The sequence below is a fragment of the Rhizobium sp. BK049 genome, from assembly GCF_014193135.1.
Classification (GTDB): Bacteria; Pseudomonadota; Alphaproteobacteria; order Rhizobiales; family Rhizobiaceae; genus Rhizobium.
This window is the reverse complement of sequence record NZ_JACHYV010000029.1, coordinates 1-17,182: the sequence shown is the minus strand read 5'-3', so window position 1 is coordinate 17,182 and position 17,182 is coordinate 1. Positions and strand designations below refer to the sequence as shown.

The 17,182-nt window shown below is 58.7% G+C and carries 18 protein-coding genes and 1 pseudogene; 7 read left to right on the top strand and 12 right to left on the bottom strand.

Features of this window, described 5'->3' with window-relative positions; genetic code table 11:
• Positions 1–14: 14 nt before the first annotated feature.
• The 4 genes from FHT70_RS25090 to FHT70_RS25075 all read right to left on the bottom strand — a co-directional run bounded on the left by FHT70_RS25090 (position 15) and on the right by FHT70_RS25075 (position 4,243).
• The gene (locus tag FHT70_RS25090; protein ID WP_183705536.1) at positions 15–1,100 is read right to left on the bottom strand and encodes an ABC transporter ATP-binding protein; all 1,086 of its coding nucleotides are present in this window, start codon (positions 1,098–1,100) and stop codon (positions 15–17) included.
• 5 nt (positions 1,101–1,105) lie between these two features.
• The gene (locus tag FHT70_RS25085; RefSeq protein ID WP_210282944.1) at positions 1,106–2,017 is read right to left on the bottom strand and encodes a carbohydrate ABC transporter permease; all 912 of its coding nucleotides are present in this window, start codon (positions 2,015–2,017) and stop codon (positions 1,106–1,108) included.
• On the bottom strand, positions 2,001–2,882 hold the full coding sequence (locus FHT70_RS25080) for a sugar ABC transporter permease (RefSeq protein WP_183705534.1): 882 nt from the start codon (positions 2,880–2,882) through the stop codon (positions 2,001–2,003). Before FHT70_RS25080 ends, FHT70_RS25085 begins: the two co-directional genes overlap by 17 nt.
• A gap of 107 nt (positions 2,883–2,989) precedes the next feature.
• Positions 2,990–4,243, bottom strand: coding sequence for an ABC transporter substrate-binding protein (locus tag FHT70_RS25075; RefSeq protein WP_183705625.1), 1,254 nt, complete (start codon positions 4,241–4,243; stop codon positions 2,990–2,992).
• 127 nt (positions 4,244–4,370) lie between these two features.
• Between FHT70_RS25075 and FHT70_RS25070 the strand changes: the two genes are divergently transcribed.
• Genes FHT70_RS25070 through FHT70_RS25060 form a run of 3 tightly spaced genes read left to right on the top strand, consistent with a single transcriptional unit; the run spans position 4,371 to position 6,666 of the window.
• A complete protein-coding gene (locus FHT70_RS25070) occupies positions 4,371–4,742 on the top strand; it encodes a CidA/LrgA family protein (protein ID WP_183705532.1) in 372 nt (123 codons plus the stop codon).
• Positions 4,735–5,433 (top strand): LrgB family protein, encoded by a 699-nt coding sequence (locus tag FHT70_RS25065; protein WP_183705530.1) that lies wholly within the window; start codon positions 4,735–4,737, stop codon positions 5,431–5,433. The genes FHT70_RS25070 and FHT70_RS25065 overlap by 8 nt, the downstream gene beginning before the upstream one ends.
• A gap of 24 nt (positions 5,434–5,457) precedes the next feature.
• Complete coding sequence (locus tag FHT70_RS25060; protein WP_183705528.1) at positions 5,458–6,666, top strand: ROK family transcriptional regulator; 1,209 nt, start codon at positions 5,458–5,460, stop codon at positions 6,664–6,666.
• Here FHT70_RS25060 and FHT70_RS25055 read toward each other — a convergent pair whose 3' ends face one another.
• The 7 genes from FHT70_RS25055 to FHT70_RS25025 all read right to left on the bottom strand — a co-directional run bounded on the left by FHT70_RS25055 (position 6,667) and on the right by FHT70_RS25025 (position 13,031).
• Positions 6,667–7,338 (bottom strand): HAD-IA family hydrolase, encoded by a 672-nt coding sequence (locus FHT70_RS25055; protein WP_183705526.1) that lies wholly within the window; start codon positions 7,336–7,338, stop codon positions 6,667–6,669.
• A gap of 23 nt (positions 7,339–7,361) precedes the next feature.
• Positions 7,362–7,796 (bottom strand): RbsD/FucU domain-containing protein, encoded by a 435-nt coding sequence (locus FHT70_RS25050; RefSeq protein ID WP_183705525.1) that lies wholly within the window; start codon positions 7,794–7,796, stop codon positions 7,362–7,364.
• 85 nt (positions 7,797–7,881) lie between these two features.
• Entirely contained in the window at positions 7,882–9,039 is a 1,158-nt protein-coding gene (locus FHT70_RS25045) for an ROK family transcriptional regulator (RefSeq protein ID WP_183705523.1), read from the bottom strand.
• Between the two features lie 137 nt (positions 9,040–9,176).
• Entirely contained in the window at positions 9,177–9,947 is a 771-nt protein-coding gene (locus FHT70_RS25040; protein ID WP_183705521.1) for a glucose 1-dehydrogenase, read from the bottom strand.
• 29 nt (positions 9,948–9,976) lie between these two features.
• Positions 9,977–10,735 carry an ATP-binding cassette domain-containing protein gene (locus FHT70_RS25035; RefSeq protein ID WP_183705519.1) on the bottom strand — a complete coding sequence of 253 codons (759 nt, stop codon included), beginning with the start codon at positions 10,733–10,735 and terminating at the stop codon, positions 9,977–9,979.
• A complete protein-coding gene (locus FHT70_RS25030; RefSeq protein WP_183705517.1) occupies positions 10,732–11,970 on the bottom strand; it encodes a sugar ABC transporter permease in 1,239 nt (412 codons plus the stop codon). Before FHT70_RS25030 ends, FHT70_RS25035 begins: the two co-directional genes overlap by 4 nt.
• A gap of 23 nt (positions 11,971–11,993) precedes the next feature.
• On the bottom strand, positions 11,994–13,031 hold the full coding sequence (locus FHT70_RS25025; protein WP_183705515.1) for a substrate-binding domain-containing protein: 1,038 nt from the start codon (positions 13,029–13,031) through the stop codon (positions 11,994–11,996).
• Positions 13,032–13,363: 332 nt separating this feature from the next.
• Between FHT70_RS25025 and FHT70_RS25020 the strand changes: the two are divergent.
• Positions 13,364–13,867, top strand: a pseudogene (locus FHT70_RS25020) (helix-turn-helix domain-containing protein); the annotation flags it as partial.
• 14 nt (positions 13,868–13,881) lie between these two features.
• Here the strand turns inward: FHT70_RS25020 and FHT70_RS25015 are convergent.
• Entirely contained in the window at positions 13,882–15,297 is a 1,416-nt protein-coding gene (locus FHT70_RS25015; protein ID WP_183705622.1) for a PLP-dependent aminotransferase family protein, read from the bottom strand.
• Between the two features lie 90 nt (positions 15,298–15,387).
• Here FHT70_RS25015 and FHT70_RS25010 point away from each other — a divergent pair, with 90 nt between their 5' ends.
• Genes FHT70_RS25010 through FHT70_RS25000 form a run of 3 tightly spaced genes read left to right on the top strand, consistent with a single transcriptional unit; the run spans position 15,388 to position 16,962 of the window.
• Entirely contained in the window at positions 15,388–15,813 is a 426-nt protein-coding gene (locus FHT70_RS25010; protein ID WP_183705514.1) for a cupin domain-containing protein, read from the top strand.
• Between the two features lie 11 nt (positions 15,814–15,824).
• The gene (locus FHT70_RS25005; RefSeq protein ID WP_097600240.1) at positions 15,825–16,274 is read left to right on the top strand and encodes a carboxymuconolactone decarboxylase family protein; all 450 of its coding nucleotides are present in this window, start codon (positions 15,825–15,827) and stop codon (positions 16,272–16,274) included.
• Positions 16,275–16,317: 43 nt separating this feature from the next.
• A complete protein-coding gene (locus FHT70_RS25000; protein WP_183705512.1) occupies positions 16,318–16,962 on the top strand; it encodes an HD domain-containing protein in 645 nt (214 codons plus the stop codon).
• Positions 16,963–17,182: the final 220 nt, after the last annotated feature.

Here is a 17,182-nt window from a genome sequence, read left to right as displayed (position 1 = left end):
TGGGAAGTTAGTGTTTAGAGAGCGACGCCGGTCTCGGCGTCGAAGAGAACTGCTTTTGAAAGGTCGAGTGCGAAGGATGATTTCTCTCCGATCCGGACCGGAGTGCCCGTGGGCAGGCGCGACATGATTTCGCGCTCACCTGTGCGCAGGGCCACGAACACATCCGGGCCAGTGGGCTCGATGACATCCACATGCAGCGTCAGTGTTGGATTGGAGGAGTTGCCGTCCGTCGCCAGTGAAATCCATTCCGGCCTGAGGCCCAGAAGCACCTCCCTGCCGGGGGCAGGCATGTCGATGACTGACATGGGGACCGGCAAAGTCGTATCCGCGCCTTTAATGGAGAGGCTCTGGGAGCCGGAAGTGACTATGGCGGGGAGCAGGTTCATCGGCGGCGAACCCATGAAGGTCGCGACGAACACGTTTGCGGGTCGATCATAGATGTCTTCGGGCGTACCGAACTGCTGCAGAATACCGTCCTTCATCACGGCGATCCGGGTCGCCATCGTCATGGCCTCGATCTGGTCATGGGTGACGTAGACGATGGTGGCTCCGAGCCGCTGGTGCAGCTTCTTGATCTCGGTGCGCATTTCCACACGCAGCTTCGCATCGAGGTTCGATAGCGGCTCATCGAAGAGAAAGATTTTCGGCTCCCGAACCAGCGCTCGTCCCATGGCAACACGCTGACGCTGCCCGCCCGAGAGCTGGCCCGGACGCCGCTTGAGCAAGTGGCGGATCTGAAGCAGATCTGCAACCTTGCCGACGCGCTCCACCCTTTCGGCTTTCGGCATCTTGCTCATCTCCAGCGAAAAGCCGATGTTCTGCTCGACCGTCATTGCCGGGTAGAGCGCATAGGATTGAAACACCATCGCGATGTCCCTTTCCTTCGGTTCAAGGCCCTGAACAGATCTACCATCGATGGTGATCGAGCCCGATGTGTGCTCGTCCAGTCCAGCGATAATGGAGAGCAGGGTCGATTTCCCGCAGCCTGAAGGACCGACAAGGACAAGGAACTCCCCGTCTTCAATGGAGATGTTGATGTCCTTCAGGACCGTCAGACTCCCGAAGCTTTTGTTGATGTGATTGATCGCCAGGTTGGCCATCGTCGTTATCCCTTCACTGCACCGGCCATCAGACCACGAAGGAAGTACCGCCCCGCCGCCACGTAGATAATTATGGTGGGCAGCGCGGCGATCATCGCGGCGGCCATGTCTTCGTTGTAAGCTTTGGTGCCTGTTGATGTATTGACCAGATTGTTCAGAGCGACCGTCACCGGTTGACTGGAGCCGGCTGCGAACGAGACCCCGAACAGAAAGTCATTCCAGACCCCCGTGAACTGCCAGATGATGGACACCATCACGATCGGCCAGGAGATCGGCAGCAGTATCCGGATGAACACGGCCCAGAACCCGGCCCCGTCGATACGTGCCGCCTTGAAGATCTCCGCCGGCACGGTCACGAAATAGTTCCTGAAGAACATCGTCGTGAAGCAAATCCCGTAAACGACGTGAACGAGAACGAGACCGGGTATCGTGCCGGCGAGTTTCAATTGGCCGAGGAGGCCGGCCATCGGGATCAGTACGATCTGTAGGGGGATGAAGCAGCCGAACAGGACGAGGCCGAAGAGGATATTGTCGCCCCTAAACCGCCAATTTGCGAAAATGTATCCGTTCAGTGCTCCGAAGCCCACCGACAGCAGTGTGGCCGGTATGACAATCAGGAAGGAATTGCCGAAGTAGCCCTTCAGCCCCCCGCAGGTAACCCCGATGCATGCTGAATCCCAAACGTGCTTCCATGCTTCGAAGGTGATCGCTTTCGGAAACGACAGAATATTGCCGGACCGAATTTCGTCCATGCTTTTCAGGGACGTGAAGATCATGGAGACAAGGGGCGCCAGGAAAACCGCGGCTGCGATAATCAGGCATCCATAGATAAAGCCCCGGCCGAGAATACGGGTCGCTTTTATGTCGGTGCCCTTCGATAGGATTGCGGCGCTTTCCGCATCAAGTCGCAGGCTCATTGCGCAGCTCCGAATAAAGGTAGGGGATGATGATGCTTGCCAGAGTAACGAGCATGACGGTCGCGCTGGCCGCGCCGACCGCAAGCTCGTTGCGCGTGAATGTCATCGAATACATGAACGTCGATGGAAGTTCAGTGGACACGCCAGGGCCACCCTTCGTGAGTGCGACGACAAGGTCGTAGCTCTTGATGGCGAGATGCGCCTCGATCACGAAAACTGTGAGGAAGGCTGGCCGAAGGGCCGGAATGATGATGCGCGTGTACACTTTGTGTATGGGGGCCCCGTCTATGCGGGCAGCGCGAAGAACCTCGGTATCTATCCCGCGAAGGCCGGCCAGGAAAAGCGCCATGACGAAACCGGTTACCTGCCAGACGCCGGCGATGACGATCGTGTAGATCGCACGGTCGGGCTCGATCAGCCACTGAAACGAAAAAGACGTCCAGCCAAGCTCGCGCATCATGTGCTCCAGGCCGAGGCCGGGGTTCAACAGCCACTGCCAGATGACGCCCGTGACGACGAATGAGAGTGCCATCGGGTAAAGGAAGACAGCCCGAAACACACCTTCGAAGCGGATACGCTGATCAATCAGGATGGCGATGAGCAGGCCAAGGCAGGTCGCTCCAATGATATAGAGACAACCAAAGATCGCCATGTTTTCAATGGCTGTGATCCATCGGGGGTTCTCAAAAAGTCTCCCATACTGTCGCCACCCAACGAAAGTGAAGTTGGCGAACATCTTTGATCCGGTGAGGGACAACAGCGCCGTGTAGGCGATGAAGCCATAGACGCAGACCGTGATGACCGCCAGTGATGGCGACAGGACGATTGCTGGCATTACCTTGCCAAGGCGTTTTGAAAAGGACATCGGCTGGCTCGGAATCAACTGGTCGGCGTCCCGTGGTCGGACGGGTGCGCAACCTCGCTGCAGGATACCCCCGCCGCCTCTCGACGGCAGGGGCAGGGAGGAACTGGTTACTTCGCAGCCTGGATGGAGCTGATCAGCGCGGACACGGCATCCTTAGACGACATGTCCGAGTTGAAGTGCTGGGTCACGACGTCGAAGATCGCACGCTGGATCGACGCGGGCTCCGCGTGGCCGTGAGCAAGCGACCCCATCAGGGTGCCGGCCTTCTCGGCCGTCTTCAGGTCGGCCATGGATTTCTGAGCGCAAGCATCGAACTTGTCACCCGGCACGTCGGAACGCGCTGGGATCGATCCTTTCACGAGATTGAAGGCTTGCTGAAATTCAGGCGACATAACGCTCGATGCAAGCTTGGTCTGTGCATCGACCTTGTCGGCACCGACCGGGAACATTGCGAGAAAATCCGTGTTGAAAAGGAACGAGCCCTCGGTGCCTGGCGCGGTAACGCAGAGGATATCGACGCCGGGTTTCATGCCGGCCTTGACGATTTCGCCCTTGGCCCAGTCACCCATGAGCTGCATCGCTGCGTCGCCCTTGAGCACCATTCCCGTTGCAAGGTTCCAGTCGCGGCCGGAAAAGTTCGGATCGACATAACCGCGGATCTTGCGCATTTGATCGAAGACCTTGATCATTGTGTCCGAGCCAAGCGCGGTCTCGTCCAGCTCAATGATCGCTTTCTTGTAAAAGTCCGGCCCGCCGAGCCCCAGAACCACGTCGTCAAAAATCGTCGTGTCTTGCCAAGGCTGTCCGCCATGCGCCAGGGGCGTAATGCCCTTGGCCTTGAGCTTTTCGGCAACCGCGTTGAACTCGTCCCAGTTTTTCGGTGGCTCCAGCCCGTTGTCCTTGAACACTTTGGCGTTGATCCAGAGCCAGTTGGGCCGATGTATGTTAACCGGAACGGCCTGCCACTTCCCATCATGAACAGCGAACTGCTTGATCTGATCCGGGACGACCTTGTCCCATCCCTCCTTTTGAGCCACCGAGGTCAAGTCGCCGAGAAGACCTTGCTCGGACCACTCGTTGACCGCCATTCCGAGCAGCTGAGCAGCCGTCGGGGGATTGCCAGCGGCGACACGGGCTTTGAGAGTGGTTGTTGCAGCTTCACCGCCGCCCCCGGCGACCGGCATATCCTGCCAGCTGACGCCCTTCTTCTGCAGGTCGTCCTTCAGAACGCCCACGGCTGCAGCCTCCCCGCCCGATGTCCACCAGTGCAACACCTCGACGCTTTCAGCCGCAAGCGCATGGCCGCTGACCGATGCGGTCAGTGCAGCTGTCAGGGCAAGCATTTTGAACGATAAACGCATGTAGTCCTCCTCCAACCTACCGGCACCACGCCGGATCTTCGACAAACGACGCTCCTCTCGTTTGTTTCGATTGCAAACAAACATATTGGGGTTTATGAGTCAAGCGAGTTTGTTGTGAAGCCGAACAATGATGGTTGGAATCACGCTTCTGCTGATATTTCAGCTCGTTGGCGAAATCATCGCTTACTACCTTAAGGGTCTCGTACCGGGGCCGGTCATAGGTATGGCGTTAATATTCGGGGCGCTGATTGCTTCTCGAAGAACTCTAATCGGCAGACTGATGCAACCAACCGTGCCCACATCGCATATGCTATTGGCTAATTTTGGAGTCTTGTTTGTCCCAGCCGGCGTTGGGATCATCCAGCATTTGGACCTCCTTGCTGAAAGAGGCGTGGCGCTTTTCGTCACGATAGCCACCTCGACGGTTGCGACGCTGATCGTCACCGTGTGGTGTTATTTGGCGATCAAGCGGCTCATCGGAGGGGCAAGCCATGGATGAAGGCTTGTGGGTTTACCTCGCAGCGTCCCCGCTCTCATGGCTTTCCGTGACGCTCTTTGTCTGGATAGCCGCGCTCAGGTTCGCACGCGCGCTTCCCGCCAATCCTCTTGTCAATCCGGTGCTGCTGTCGGTCGCGACAATCGCATGTCTGCTTTCCATCTTCCACATTCGATACCAGACCTATTTCGCCGGTGCGCAGTTCATTCATTTTCTGCTGGGGCCAGCGACTGTGGCGCTCGGTATACCGCTATATGAGAAGCTCCATCTGGTCAGGGCCAATCTTATTCCGATGGTCGCGGCGCTTTTCGTCGGAAGCCTGACGGCGGTGACCTCCACGATTTATCTGGGCCGCTTCTTCGGCTTCGATCCAACGGTCGTCGCTTCTCTCGCTCCGAAATCTGTCACGGCGGCGGTCGCCATGGCTATCTCGTCTGGTTTGCACGGCGATCCGGCCTTGACCGCGGCCGTCGTCATCATGGCCGGCATTACTGGCGCCGTCGTCGTGACCCCGCTGATGAACGCGATGAAGATACGCGACTATAGTGCGAGAGGGTTCGCCGTAGGGCTTGCATCACACGGAATTGGCATCGCTCGTGCCTATTCGGTCGACCCGGTGGCGGGTCTTTTCTCAGGACTGGCCATGGGCTTGAATGCGCTCGTCACTTCCTTGATTGTACATCTCTTTTTGTGAGTCTGACTTTATTGGAGAACGCCAATGTCCATGCCGCGCGCCGTAAGGCACATTAATGAAGTCAGGGCGCTGGATGTTGTTTTTCGCCATGGCCGGATTAGCCGCGCGAATATCGCCAAAGAGCTGGGCATGGTTCGCTCGACGGCAAGCAGCATCGTTGCCAGCCTGGCTGACGAAGGATTGCTGGTGGAAGACGAGTCACAGGATGACAAAAGCGCCGGCACGGGCAGGCCCGGGACGTTTGTTCGTATCAACCCAAACTATGGGATGTTCATAGGCGCAGATATCGGCGTCGGTCGCATGAACGTCGTCGCTCTCGACATGGAGGCGTCGGTCATCGCTCAGTCGACGGCGGACTTCAGCCTCTTTGAGGCAGGCCCCGACCTCGTGGTGCAAAAGTTAGTGGATGTCGTTGAGAATATCAGGCAAAGGCTCGGCAATGATTATCGCATCCGCGGCCTATGCCTGACCGCCCCTGGTGTCATCGATCGCAATGGCACCGTTTTGCGAGCGCCCATTTTGGGATGGCGGCAAGAACCGATCCTGGAGCGATTACAGCAGCGCTTGCCGGAAATTCCCCTGCTGATTGCCGAGAACGATGCAAACGCCTTCGCCATTGCCGAGATCTACCAGTCCAAGGATGAGCGCGGCGAGACGGAGATCTACATCTATCTGGACGCCGGCGTCGGTGGGGCGATCGTAAATTCCGGTCAGCTTCTCCGGGGCCAGGACGGCTATGCCGGTGAGCTTGGCCACATCATACTGGGGGACGAGGGTTTCGTTGAACTGGCAACCGTTTCGGGATCGTTCGAGAGCTTCATCGGGCGCGAAGCTGTGCTTGCGCGCTACCGCTTTCACGGTGGCTCGGCAGATGACATTCCTGCTTTCATGGAAGCGGCCAGGCGACAGGAAAAAAGCGCTCTATCGACTCTCAAGGATTGGTCGTTTTATCTCGGAAGAGGAATTGCGACCCTGACAAGCATTTTCAATCCCACGCGGATCGTGCTCGGCGGACCGGTCGCAGCACTTTTCGACCTTTGCCGTGAAGAGACGCTCGAGAAAGTTGCGAGCAATCTCCTCAACGGGCATCCCATCCCGGAAATAAAACTCTCGTCGCTCGGCCGCGAAGGCCCTGCGATCGGCGGCGCATCAATGCTGCACAAGCAGATGTTGTCCGTGGACGAAAACCTTGTCTTCGGTCGCCCGAAAATAGACGCCGGACGCGCTCAATGATCAGAATGACAGTAGCCCCAAGGCCCCGTTAACGAGCCTCGGCTTGAGGCGTTCGTAATTCTCAAACTGGTGGTGGTTCACCTTCATCCGCCGCCTATGCGTCTCGGTAATGACGCAGACCTGACAACCTGCCGCGGTTGCGGCGGCAATCCCCACTTCGGCGTCTTCGAAGACGAGACAACGTGCGGGTTCGACCGAAAGGCGCTCGGCGGCCAGAATGAAGCAATCAGGCGCCGGCTTTCCCTGCCGTACGTCCTCGGCTGTTACGAACACTGATGGTGTCGGCAATCCCGCCGCCTCAATCCGTCTTTTGGCCAGTGCAGAAGGCGCAGAGGTCACGACGGCCCACCGATGAGATGGGAGGCTGCTCAAAAAATGCTGCGCACCCCCGATTGCAATTATACCGTTGATTTCATCGATTTCCGCCTGTGTTATGGCGGCGGCCTCGGCCTGCGGATCGATATCGGGGAGGCCGAGGGAAGAGATCGTTTCGAAGGCCCTGCGCCCATGGATCTTGGGTAGGAACACTTCTGGATCAAGCCCGAACTTCCAAGCCCAAGCTCCCCAAACCCGTTCAGCGGCGGCAATTGAGTTGAGGATCGTTCCGTCCATATCAAAAAGGAAGGCGTCGAAAGAAGAGGAGAAGAGATCGGGCAAGGTGTCACCTGACATTGGATTACCGCTTGGATTCCGATTTACTCGGGTGCAATGACACCTTTGCGCAGAATGACACTGCCATAGAAGCGTCGCTCTCCCGTGACCACGACCGTATGGGCGGCCCGGACGCGGTCCTTGAATTCATCCGGCTCGACCGCAGTGAGTTCGATCGCCCTGCCCTGCGTTTTCTCAAGGCCGGCCCTGTAATCTTCGAAAACGGGTAGGATCTTGGCAGCATCGCCTTCAGCGATCATACGCCACGCCACATGTGGTTCCTGCTCTTCCAGCGGGAAGATCTTCAGGATGGCTTCCAGCGCCCTTGGCCCGGAAACGCCGTCGAGACGGATGAGGCGCTCGTCGCCGGCATCGCACGGGAAGTTCGCATCGACGATAGCAATATCGTGCCGATGCCCCATCGCTCGAAGAGAGTAGAGCAGTTCCGGAGAGAGAATGGGGTCGATTAGCTTCAGCATCTGTTTCCTCCACAAGCTGACTATTTGCGTTTGTATTATACAAATACAAATATGGAGTCAAACCCGTTTGGCGTTCCGCGCCGAATTAAACGGCGGGCAGTTCGGGAAGGTCGAAGAGGCTCTCGCGAAGAAGAGCGGCAGCGCCAATGGCAGCTCCATCCCCACCGAACCGGGCAACGGAGATAGGGGGGACGTTGAAGCCGTGGACGAGGTTTTCAAAGAGGAGTCTCTCGACGCGCTCTGCCACCTTAGGGTAAAGGACGGCAAGCGGCCCACCCAGCACGATCGTTTTTGGGTCGAGAATATGAATTAGGTTAAGGATGCCAGTTGCCAGTCCCAAGGCCCATTCATGAAGAGCCTGGTCGAGAGCCGGAGATTTTTCCCGGGTCACGAGTTTGGCAAGACCTTCCGGGATTGGGACGCCATCCTCGATGAAGGGCAGAAATCTTTGGTAGCCAGCGAGGATTTCAAACGTGTGCGTGGCCGCCATTTCAGGCCGCCCACCCATCACCATGTGCCCGACTTCCCCTCCAAGTCCGTGTGCTCCCTCGACGACCCGCCCCTGCCGCAAATGCGCGCTGCCAATACCCTGTGCGAGCAATAACAGCAGTACGTCGCTCAAATCGCTTTCCGACGAGTCGGCGGCGACCGCGCTTGCAAGAGCCACTGCGTCATTGCAAATTTGAAGCGGCAGCGAGGGCTTCATCGCTTCCGACATGGCTGAAACGACGTCGACGTCTCGCCAGCTCAACCACGGGGCGGAAATGATTTTCCCGTCGCGCACGATACCCGGCGCGGAAATACAGACCCCGCGCACCCTTGATGCCCGGACCTTTGATACGTCAACCAGTTCCTTCGGCAAGGCGGCGAGCAATTCGATCACCCGCTTCGGCTCGTGATAGCGGTCGGCAATCGACACGATCCGCTTGGCAACCACGCGCATCGAAAAGTCGATCAGAACCGCGTTGATCTCGGCCGAGGAAATATCGAGACCGATAAAGTAGGCGCCTGCCGGATTGAGCGATACGAGAGCCCCGGGGCGCCCGGCTCCGCTGGCCTCGGCGCTTTCGTTGAGGTCGATAACGAGATTTTCTGCAAGAAGCTGCTTTATCGAATTGCCGACGGTTGCCCGCGTCACGTTCAGTTCGCGCGCAATATCTGCGCGCGACAGAGGAACGTCTCTGCGCAGGACGCGCAGACAACGCACGGCATTCATGTGTCTCAAGACACTGTTCGTCGTCAAGTTTCCTCCCACTGACAGCATTGTCGATCATGAGCTGTTGTCAGGCACCGGCAACGCACTCGAATCATTGCTTAAAATACACCTCCACGCACTAGCAGATGCCAGCGTGCAGGCAAAGGTTTGAGCGAAGGACATCGTCATGCAATCGACCATCCCCCGTCCACCAACAGGTTGGCGCCAGTCACAAAGGATGCGGCAGGGGATGCGAGGTAGACCACGGCTCCGACAACGTCATCGGTATCACCGATCCGCCCGAGCGGGATATGGCCCACGGTACGTGCATAAAAATCCGGATCGGCAAGGACCGGGCGGGTCGAATCCGTCCATATGAAGGTGGGCGAGACCGTATTGACCGTAATGCCATATTGCGCCCGCTCGGCCGCCAGGCATCTGCTCAAGTGGTTGATAGCCGCCTTGCTCATGCAATACAGGGCTTCACCGCGAAGCGTGACGGTCCCGGCCTGTGAACTGATGTTGATGACGCGACCGCTCTTGCGCTCGATCATATGGCGGGCAACCGTTTGCGTGACGAGGAAGGTGCCCTTGATGTTAACATCGAGGATCTGGTCAAGCGCTTTTTCGTCGACGAGTTCCGCGAGGTTTCCCGGCGCCACGCCGACGTTATTGACCAACACGTCGATTTTTCCGAATGCCGCGACAGCTTCGGCAACCGCTTCGGCGATTTGACCGCTGTTCGAGATGTCCATCGTGACGGCGAGAGCGCGTCGGCCAGTGGTCTTCAGTTCCGCAACGAGATCGGCAACCGCCTCCACGCTTCGCACGCCGATGACCACATCGGCCCCGGCGGCGGCGCAGGCGAGTGCGATCGCGCGACCTATGCCACGCGCCGCGCCCGTTACGAGGGCAACCTTCCCATCGAGACTGAAGTTTGGTGCTTTGACTGTCATATTTCTTTCCATTCTCGGGTTGGTATGCCTCATGCCGTCGCGGCAAGGCGAGCCGGCTTGCGGCCAAGGATGATCATTTCGAGCGCGTCGTCCTGTGTCAGGTCTCGCGTCGGATAGGAACCAACAACGCGTCCGGATTTCATCACGGTGATCCGGTCCGACAGCGCGAAGACATCGTGCATGTCATGGCTGATGAGGAAAATACCCAAACCCTGCTTTTTGAGTTCCTCAATCAGGATGCCGACGTTTTTCGTCTCCTCGGGTCCAAGGGCGGCAGTGGGTTCATCCATGATGAGGATGCGCGCGTTGAAGTGAAGTGCGCGTGCGATCGCTACCGCTTGCCGCTGACCACCGGACATGGATCGGACGGACACGTTGAGAGAAGGTATCCTCAACCGCATGCGCTCGATTGTCTTTCGTGCTCCGTGCTCCATCGCTTCCGTGTCGAGGAAACCGAAGCGGTCGGTTTGCTCCCGACCGAGGAAAAGGTTAGAGACCGCATCGAGATTATCGGCGAGCGCCAGCGTCTGATGGATGGTCTCGATCCCCATTTCCTGTGCATCATGGGGTGACCGGATATCAACGGTTTTGCCGTCGATCAGGATCTCGCCGCTGTCTGCGGGAAAGACTCCCGACAGCATCTTGATGAAGGTGGATTTGCCAGCACCATTATGGCCTAGTAGCGCGACGACTTCGCCCGGCATGAGCGATACACTGACATTCTCGACTGCGTGAACGCCGCCAAATGCCTTGTTGACGTTGCGGGCTTCGAGCAACGGGGTCGTCATGATGGCCTCCTTTCGCGCCACATTGTATCAATCCAGACGGCGAGTACGAGAACGCCCGCAAGCACCATGCTCTGCAGCGGGCTCGCAATCCCCATCAGGACCATTGCGCTTTGAAGACTTTGCATGATCAAGGCGCCAATGCAGCCGCCAAGAATTGTACCAGCTCCTCCGGCAAGCGAAGTCCCACCGATCACTGCTGCCGCGATCACATAGAGCTCCATCATCGTGCCCGCTCCGCTCGCTGCGGCATTCAGTCGAGCCGTAAGAACGATCGAGGCCAATCCAGACAGGAACCCCATCAGCACGAAGACTTTCAGGACGACGCGTTGGGTATTGATACCCGTCAATCGCGCGCTGAGTGGATCGCCGCCGACAGCGAACACGTGGCGTCCAAACCTGTGCTTTTTGGCGATTACCGTCATAAGGATTGTCACAGCGATCAGGATGAGAACGGGCACGGCCAATCCCATCGACTCTGTCGTTCCAGGCCGATAGTAGCTGTTCATGACTGCCACCAGACCGAATGCGCAAACGCACCAGAGTGCCGCCGGAACAATGTCGGATGCCGTTAAAGCATTCTGTATGCCAAGGGACTTTTTGCGCTGGTACCTGCGGACAAGGTTGAACACGACATAGGCGGTGACCGCGCCGGCGGCCGCCCAGCTCAGGGTAGCTCCGAGAACCCCGTTCTGTCCCCCACCGAGATTCTGGAACGTCGCGCTCAGAGGGGCGATCGTGGTGCCGTCGTTCAGTTCATAAGCAGCATTGCGCAGGAAGAGCAGGCCCCCCAGCGTAACGACGAATGAGGGTATGCGCGCGTAGGCGACAAGTGCACCCTGGATCAAACCGATCACCATACCGCCCGCGAGCATGACGAGGCAGGAGATCCACCAGGCGTGCGGGCTGTCGGAGAGCCAGCTGCTTTGCACGAGACCACCGAGGACCCCGAGAAAACCGACCTGAGATCCGACCGAGAGGTCGATGTGTCGTGTCACGATGACCAGGATCATGCCCGATGCCATAATGGCCACGACCGAGACCTGCAGCGAGAGATTGAACAGGTTTCGCGGCGACAGGAATACGCCGTCGGTAAGGATGTTTGCGCAAAGCCATATCAAAGCAAGAACGGACACCATAGCCACAAGGCGCGTGTCGCGGCCCCCTCCCCCGACCGCTTGTAGCAGTCGGGGGAAAAGCTTCGTCGAGCTGGACGCAGGTTGAAGAATGGATGTCATGACAGAACTCCAGCTGGAACTGTTTATTCGCAGGCTTTTGGCGGGTTCTTCGTCACGCCTTTGCAAAGCACGTCCTTCGAGATCCAGCCGGCCTTCACGACGAGGTCGAGGTTGTCACGCGTAATGGCGACGGGATCGAGAATTATTGCGGGCTGCGAAGCGCCGGTTGATGTCTTGCCAGGCTTCACCCCCATCACGGCATCGATCTTTGCGCCCTTGATGATTTCGACGGCAGCTTTCGCCGCGACCGTTCCAAGCGCGTTCGCGTCCTTCCAGACGGTCATCGTCTGCTCACCCTTGGCGATGCGATTGAGGACGTTCTTGTCGCCGTCCTGCCCGGAGATACCAACCTTGCCCAAGAGATCCTGACTGGCGAGTGCTGCCGCCACGCCGTTGGCGATGCTGTCGTTCATCGCGAGTACCGCATCGACCTTGTTATTCGTTGCCGTCAACACCTGTTCCATGAGCGACTGCGCAACGTCCGGCTTCCATTGTTCAACGTTCTGCTGGGCAACAATCTTGATGTCGCCTCTGTCGATTGCGGGCTGGATCGCCTGCATCTGACCGCTCTTGAAAACCTGCTGGATCGTCTGGGCAGGGTCTCCGTCCATCGCAACGTAGTTGCCCTTTGGCACAGCTTTCAGGAGAGCCTCGCCCATGACACGGCCGACAGCCACGTTGTCGAAGCTTGTATAAAGGACATCGCCGGTGTCGATTGGGGCATCGTAGGCAATGACGGCGATGTTGCTGCGCTTGGCCTCGTCGATAACAGGAATGATGGCCTTGGCATCCTGGGCTACGACGACAAGCACCTTAACGCCACGAGCAATCAGGCTTTCAATGTCTGCCGCTTGTTTCTGCGGGTCGCCCTGCGCATCGATGCCGACATAGGAAACCCCGGCCTTTTCGAGCACGGACTTCATTGCGGCTTCGTCGATCTTCCAGCGTTCGTCCTGGAAATAGCGCCAGCTGACACCGACAGTGTCCTGAGCAGCGGCAACCCCCGACATCAGCGCAACGGCTGCGACGGCGCTAGCGAGCATCTTCGAAATCTTTGACATTCATTCCTCCCTAATGGAAACCTGCTGGCCAAGCCCATGCTCAAGCCGCGATAGCGCTCCTCCAGTGCTATTTGTATTTGTTTAAAGCAGATACATATTAGAGTCAATCACCATTCGGGCCGGAGCCGCAACTGGGCCATGTGAGCCATCACAGAAAACTTCAACTAAGAGGGCTTGAAGTATGGGAAGTGCCGGACTGCCCGACTTGAGCGATAGGTGACGTTTCGTACCGGAGACATGGGTAACACTTTTCGCTTTTTGGCGGGAGGTGTTGATGCCGTGGAAAGAGACTTCGGTGATGGAGGAACGTCTACGATTTGTCGCCCGGCTATCGGGACGGCCGCCTCGTGACCTCTGCGGGCGTGACGGCGGGTATCGATCTCGCGCTGGCTCTGGTGAGGGAGACGCACGGAAACGACGTAGCGCTCGCTGTCGCGAAGCGGCTGGTCGTAGTCGCACAGGGCGGCCAGTCTCAGTTCAGCCCGTACCTTATCGCGCCTGCCGATCCGACGTCGCCGATCGCCAAGATCCAGCAGCATGTGATGGACCATCTGCGCGAACGCCACACGCTTGAGTCTCTGGGAAACCTTGTCGGAATGAGCACACGCAGCCTTGCTCGACACTTCGTGCAGGCCACAGGCTGCACCCCGCATGAGTTCGTGGAGCGGGCAAGAGTAGATGCCGCGAGGAACCTGCTCGAGGGTAGCGATCTTCAGCTGAAGACGGTGGCCTACGACTGCGGATTTGGCACGGCCGACAGGCTGCGGGCCGTCTTCACGCAACGGCTCGCGGTCACTCCAGCTCAGTATCGCGCAAGCTTTCGGAACACGCGGTGATTGGGTGGCCACACCTAAAGCCGCGACCGTTCGGCCAGCTCCAGAAGCCGGCGGCAGGCCTCGCGGAGATTTCTCTGGGGAGCACTCGCGACGCCCAGAAGCAGCCCCGGCTGAGCGCTTGCTGACGACGCGAACCACGTCGAAAGCGGTGCTGGAAACAGACCGAATGGGAGAGCCTCGCTGACCACGGCGACGTCCGAAATGTCGTCCCGCAGCTTGAGCAGGACCGCGAGACCCGGTGTCGAAACATCAACGACGCAATCGGAGCTTGGAAGGGCAGCAAGCACGGCCTGCTGTCGCGAGGCATAGAGACGCTTCATGCGGCGTATGTGCCTCAGATAGTGGCCCTCCCTGATGAACTCTGCGACAGCCATCTGCACTGCGGGACCAGGCGCCGGCATGAGACAGGCGGCCGTCTCCGCGAACAACGGCACCAGTGCATGGGGTACGATGACGAAGCCGAGCCTGAGCGCCGGGCTAATGGTCTTGCTGAAAGAGCCGATGTGGATGACACGCCCGGCTCGATCCAGCGAGGCAAGAGCGGGGGCTGCCCTGCCTGTCAGCTGCAGTTCGCTCAGGTAGTCGTCTTCCACAATCCATGCACCATTCGCCGCTGCCCAGTCGAGCAGAAGCAGACGGCGTCCCAGGGACAAGGTATGGCCCAGAGGTGCCTGCTGTCCCGGCGTGACAACCGCGAGCTTCGCGCCGGGGCATGAGCGCATACCGTGTTCCACGTCGATGCCCTGCGCATCGACCGGGATCGGTGCGACTGAGAGACCGGCCAGTTCGACGCCTCTTCTCGACCAGGGAAAGCTAGGCTCCTCCAGCCAAGCGGGATGTCCGGCCAGCTTTAGGGCGCCGAGTGCAAGCCCCAGACCTGCAGCATATCCATTGGTCACCATCACCTGGTCCGGCGAACAGTTCATGCCACGGGCTATGGCCAGAAAGGAGGCGATCTCGCGTCTCAGCTCTAGCTCCCCACGCGGATCCGGGTAGAGCAGCGGCGCGCTCGCACCGGCTCGCACGGCCTGGCCATACAGACGGGCAAACAATGTTGCGGGAAAGACGTCGGTCGCAGGGACACCCATTTGGAAGAACGCGGGTCCCTGCGTCATTTCCAGATACATTTGCATGAACGCACCTGAATCTACCCGCGTCTGCATATCCGCAACGGCACCTGGCCGCTGCGCCACGCGGGTGCCCGCCGCCCTTGAAGCCTCGATCAGCTGCGCTGCAGCAAGCCTATCATAGGCGACCCGGACGGTTCCGCGCGCAACCCCAAGCTCGGCCGAAAGATCCTGCCAGGAAGGCAAGCGCGCTCCCTGTTCCAGGACGCCGTCCTCGATCGCCTTCCTGATTCCGGAGTGAATCTGTTCCGAGAGCGATGTCGATGCGGAGCGGTCGATGGAAAGGCTAAGCTTGGTCCCCATGGGTTCATGGTACACTGTTTCTGCATGTTCTTGGTTCTTTTTTTTATGCCACGGCAGCGGCATCTTCAGGCCATCGAAAGGAGCACACTCATGAAGATGAAAAACCTGTTGCCCGTCGCCGTCGCGGCAATGTCCTGGATCATGGCGTCGCAGGCATCGGCGCATGATCCGCGGTCCGAGACGGTCACCCCCAGGCTCCGGGAAGCCATCCCCAACGTACCGGGTAAGTCGCTTGTCGCAGTCGAAGTCGACTACGAGCCCGGTGCGGCTTCCAAGCCGCATACCCATGCCAAGTCGGCCTTCATCTATGCCTACGTCCTTTCCGGCCGGGTCGAGTCGAAGGTCAACGACGGCCCGGCTCGTATCTACAAGGTCGGAGAAGGCTGGTCGGAGCCACCTGGCGCTGTCCATTCCATCAGCCGCAACGCGAGCCAGACGGAGCCAGCCAGGCTGCTTGCTATCTTCGTCACCGATACCTCCGAAACGAAACTCACTTTCCCCGTAAAGCAGAACTAAGGAAAACCGACATGACACAGAGGCTTGATTACAACCAGGTCGCACCGAATGGCGCGAAGGCACTTGGCGGGGTGTATGGCTACGTCAGCCAGAGCGGCCTGCCGGGAGAACTCGTCGACCTCGTCTATCTCCGCGTATCGCAGATCAACAACTGCGCCTACTGCCTCGACATGCACACCCGCGAACTTATCAAGCGGGGCGTCAAAACTGAAAAGTTGGCCCTCCTGCAGGCCTGGCAAGAAGGCGGCAACCTCTTCTCCGAGACCGAGCGTGCGGCTCTGGCATGGGCGGAGAGCGTGACCCTGGTTGCCCAGACCGGCGTGCCCGACAGCGCCTATCAGGCGGCGCGGAAGGTCTTCGACGAGAAGCAGCTTGTCGACCTCACTATCGCGATCAGCCTGATGAACAGCTATAATCGCATGGCCATCAGCTTCCGCAACACGCCCCAGGCAGTGCGCTAAATCGGCTTAAGGCCGACCCCAACCAACACCAATGGAGCATGCCATGATCCCGCTGGAGATAGCCGGCATACGCATTCCCGACAGCAAGCTCGCAAGGGATGTGACCCAACTCATACGCGACACAGAAAGCGAGCTGCTCTTTCGCCACTCGTGTCGCGTCTACTTCTGGGGAGCCATCGGCGGGACAAACAAGGGGCTCGTCTACGATCCCGAACTGCTCTACGTCGCCTCCATGTTCCATGACCTCGGATTGACGGCGCAGTTCGCAGACAGCCGCCTTCGCTTTGAAGTGGATGGGGCAAATGCCGCGCGCGACTTCCTGCGCGCACGCGGCATCTCGGAAGGCGACATCGAAACAGTGTGGAACGCGGTTGCCTTGCACACAACGCCTGGCATACCGGAGTTCATGCGTGCGGAAATTGCGCTGCTCCAGGCTGGAGCCGGGATGGACGTCGCCGGCCGAGGATTCGAGCATTACGATGAGGCAGACCGGAACGCGGTCGTCGCTGCGTTCCCTCGTGAAGCCGATTTCAAGGACGGCATCATCGACGCGTTCTACCAAGGCATGAAGCATAGACCGGAAACCACCTTCGGAACCTTCAACAATGATTTCCTGGCCGCAAGGGATCCGCAGTTCCAGCGGGTGAACATGTGCTCGGTCATCTGCCACTCGCACTGGGAACACTGAAATCTTCCCGGAGTGTCAGGCAAGAGCGTCAGCGCGTACCAGCGACGTCCCGCGCCCGCGGAACATCTGCGGGATCCCGATGGGAGGCAGACGTCTAGAGCACGCTTCGATTTTTCAGAATCGCAGATTCGCAAATCAGCTGAAATATGATTCTCTGTCCTACCGGAAAAGGACGGCCGGCAAGGATGACGCACCCATATTCTGAGGATCTTCGCGAACG

Coding starts and splice junctions, on each gene's coding strand:
- FHT70_RS25075 (WP_183705625.1), bottom strand. CDS start 4,243: ATGCGTTTATCGTTCAAAATGCTTGCCCTGACAGCTGCACTGACCGCA.
- FHT70_RS25090 (WP_183705536.1), bottom strand. CDS start 1,100: ATGGCCAACCTGGCGATCAATCACATCAACAAAAGCTTCGGGAGTCTG.
- FHT70_RS25065 (WP_183705530.1), top strand. CDS start 4,735: ATGGATGAAGGCTTGTGGGTTTACCTCGCAGCGTCCCCGCTCTCATGG.
- FHT70_RS25080 (WP_183705534.1), bottom strand. CDS start 2,882: ATGTCCTTTTCAAAACGCCTTGGCAAGGTAATGCCAGCAATCGTCCTG.
- FHT70_RS25085 (WP_210282944.1), bottom strand. CDS start 2,017: ATGAGCCTGCGACTTGATGCGGAAAGCGCCGCAATCCTATCGAAGGGC.
- FHT70_RS25015 (WP_183705622.1), bottom strand. CDS start 15,297: ATGGGGACCAAGCTTAGCCTTTCCATCGACCGCTCCGCATCGACATCG.
- FHT70_RS25050 (WP_183705525.1), bottom strand. CDS start 7,796: ATGCTGAAGCTAATCGACCCCATTCTCTCTCCGGAACTGCTCTACTCT.
- FHT70_RS25010 (WP_183705514.1), top strand. CDS start 15,388: ATGAAGATGAAAAACCTGTTGCCCGTCGCCGTCGCGGCAATGTCCTGG.
- FHT70_RS25055 (WP_183705526.1), bottom strand. CDS start 7,338: ATGTCAGGTGACACCTTGCCCGATCTCTTCTCCTCTTCTTTCGACGCC.
- FHT70_RS25060 (WP_183705528.1), top strand. CDS start 5,458: ATGTCCATGCCGCGCGCCGTAAGGCACATTAATGAAGTCAGGGCGCTG.
- FHT70_RS25005 (WP_097600240.1), top strand. CDS start 15,825: ATGACACAGAGGCTTGATTACAACCAGGTCGCACCGAATGGCGCGAAG.
- FHT70_RS25025 (WP_183705515.1), bottom strand. CDS start 13,031: ATGTCAAAGATTTCGAAGATGCTCGCTAGCGCCGTCGCAGCCGTTGCG.
- FHT70_RS25040 (WP_183705521.1), bottom strand. CDS start 9,947: ATGACAGTCAAAGCACCAAACTTCAGTCTCGATGGGAAGGTTGCCCTC.
- FHT70_RS25035 (WP_183705519.1), bottom strand. CDS start 10,735: ATGACGACCCCGTTGCTCGAAGCCCGCAACGTCAACAAGGCATTTGGC.
- FHT70_RS25000 (WP_183705512.1), top strand. CDS start 16,318: ATGATCCCGCTGGAGATAGCCGGCATACGCATTCCCGACAGCAAGCTC.
- FHT70_RS25070 (WP_183705532.1), top strand. CDS start 4,371: ATGATGGTTGGAATCACGCTTCTGCTGATATTTCAGCTCGTTGGCGAA.
- FHT70_RS25030 (WP_183705517.1), bottom strand. CDS start 11,970: ATGACATCCATTCTTCAACCTGCGTCCAGCTCGACGAAGCTTTTCCCC.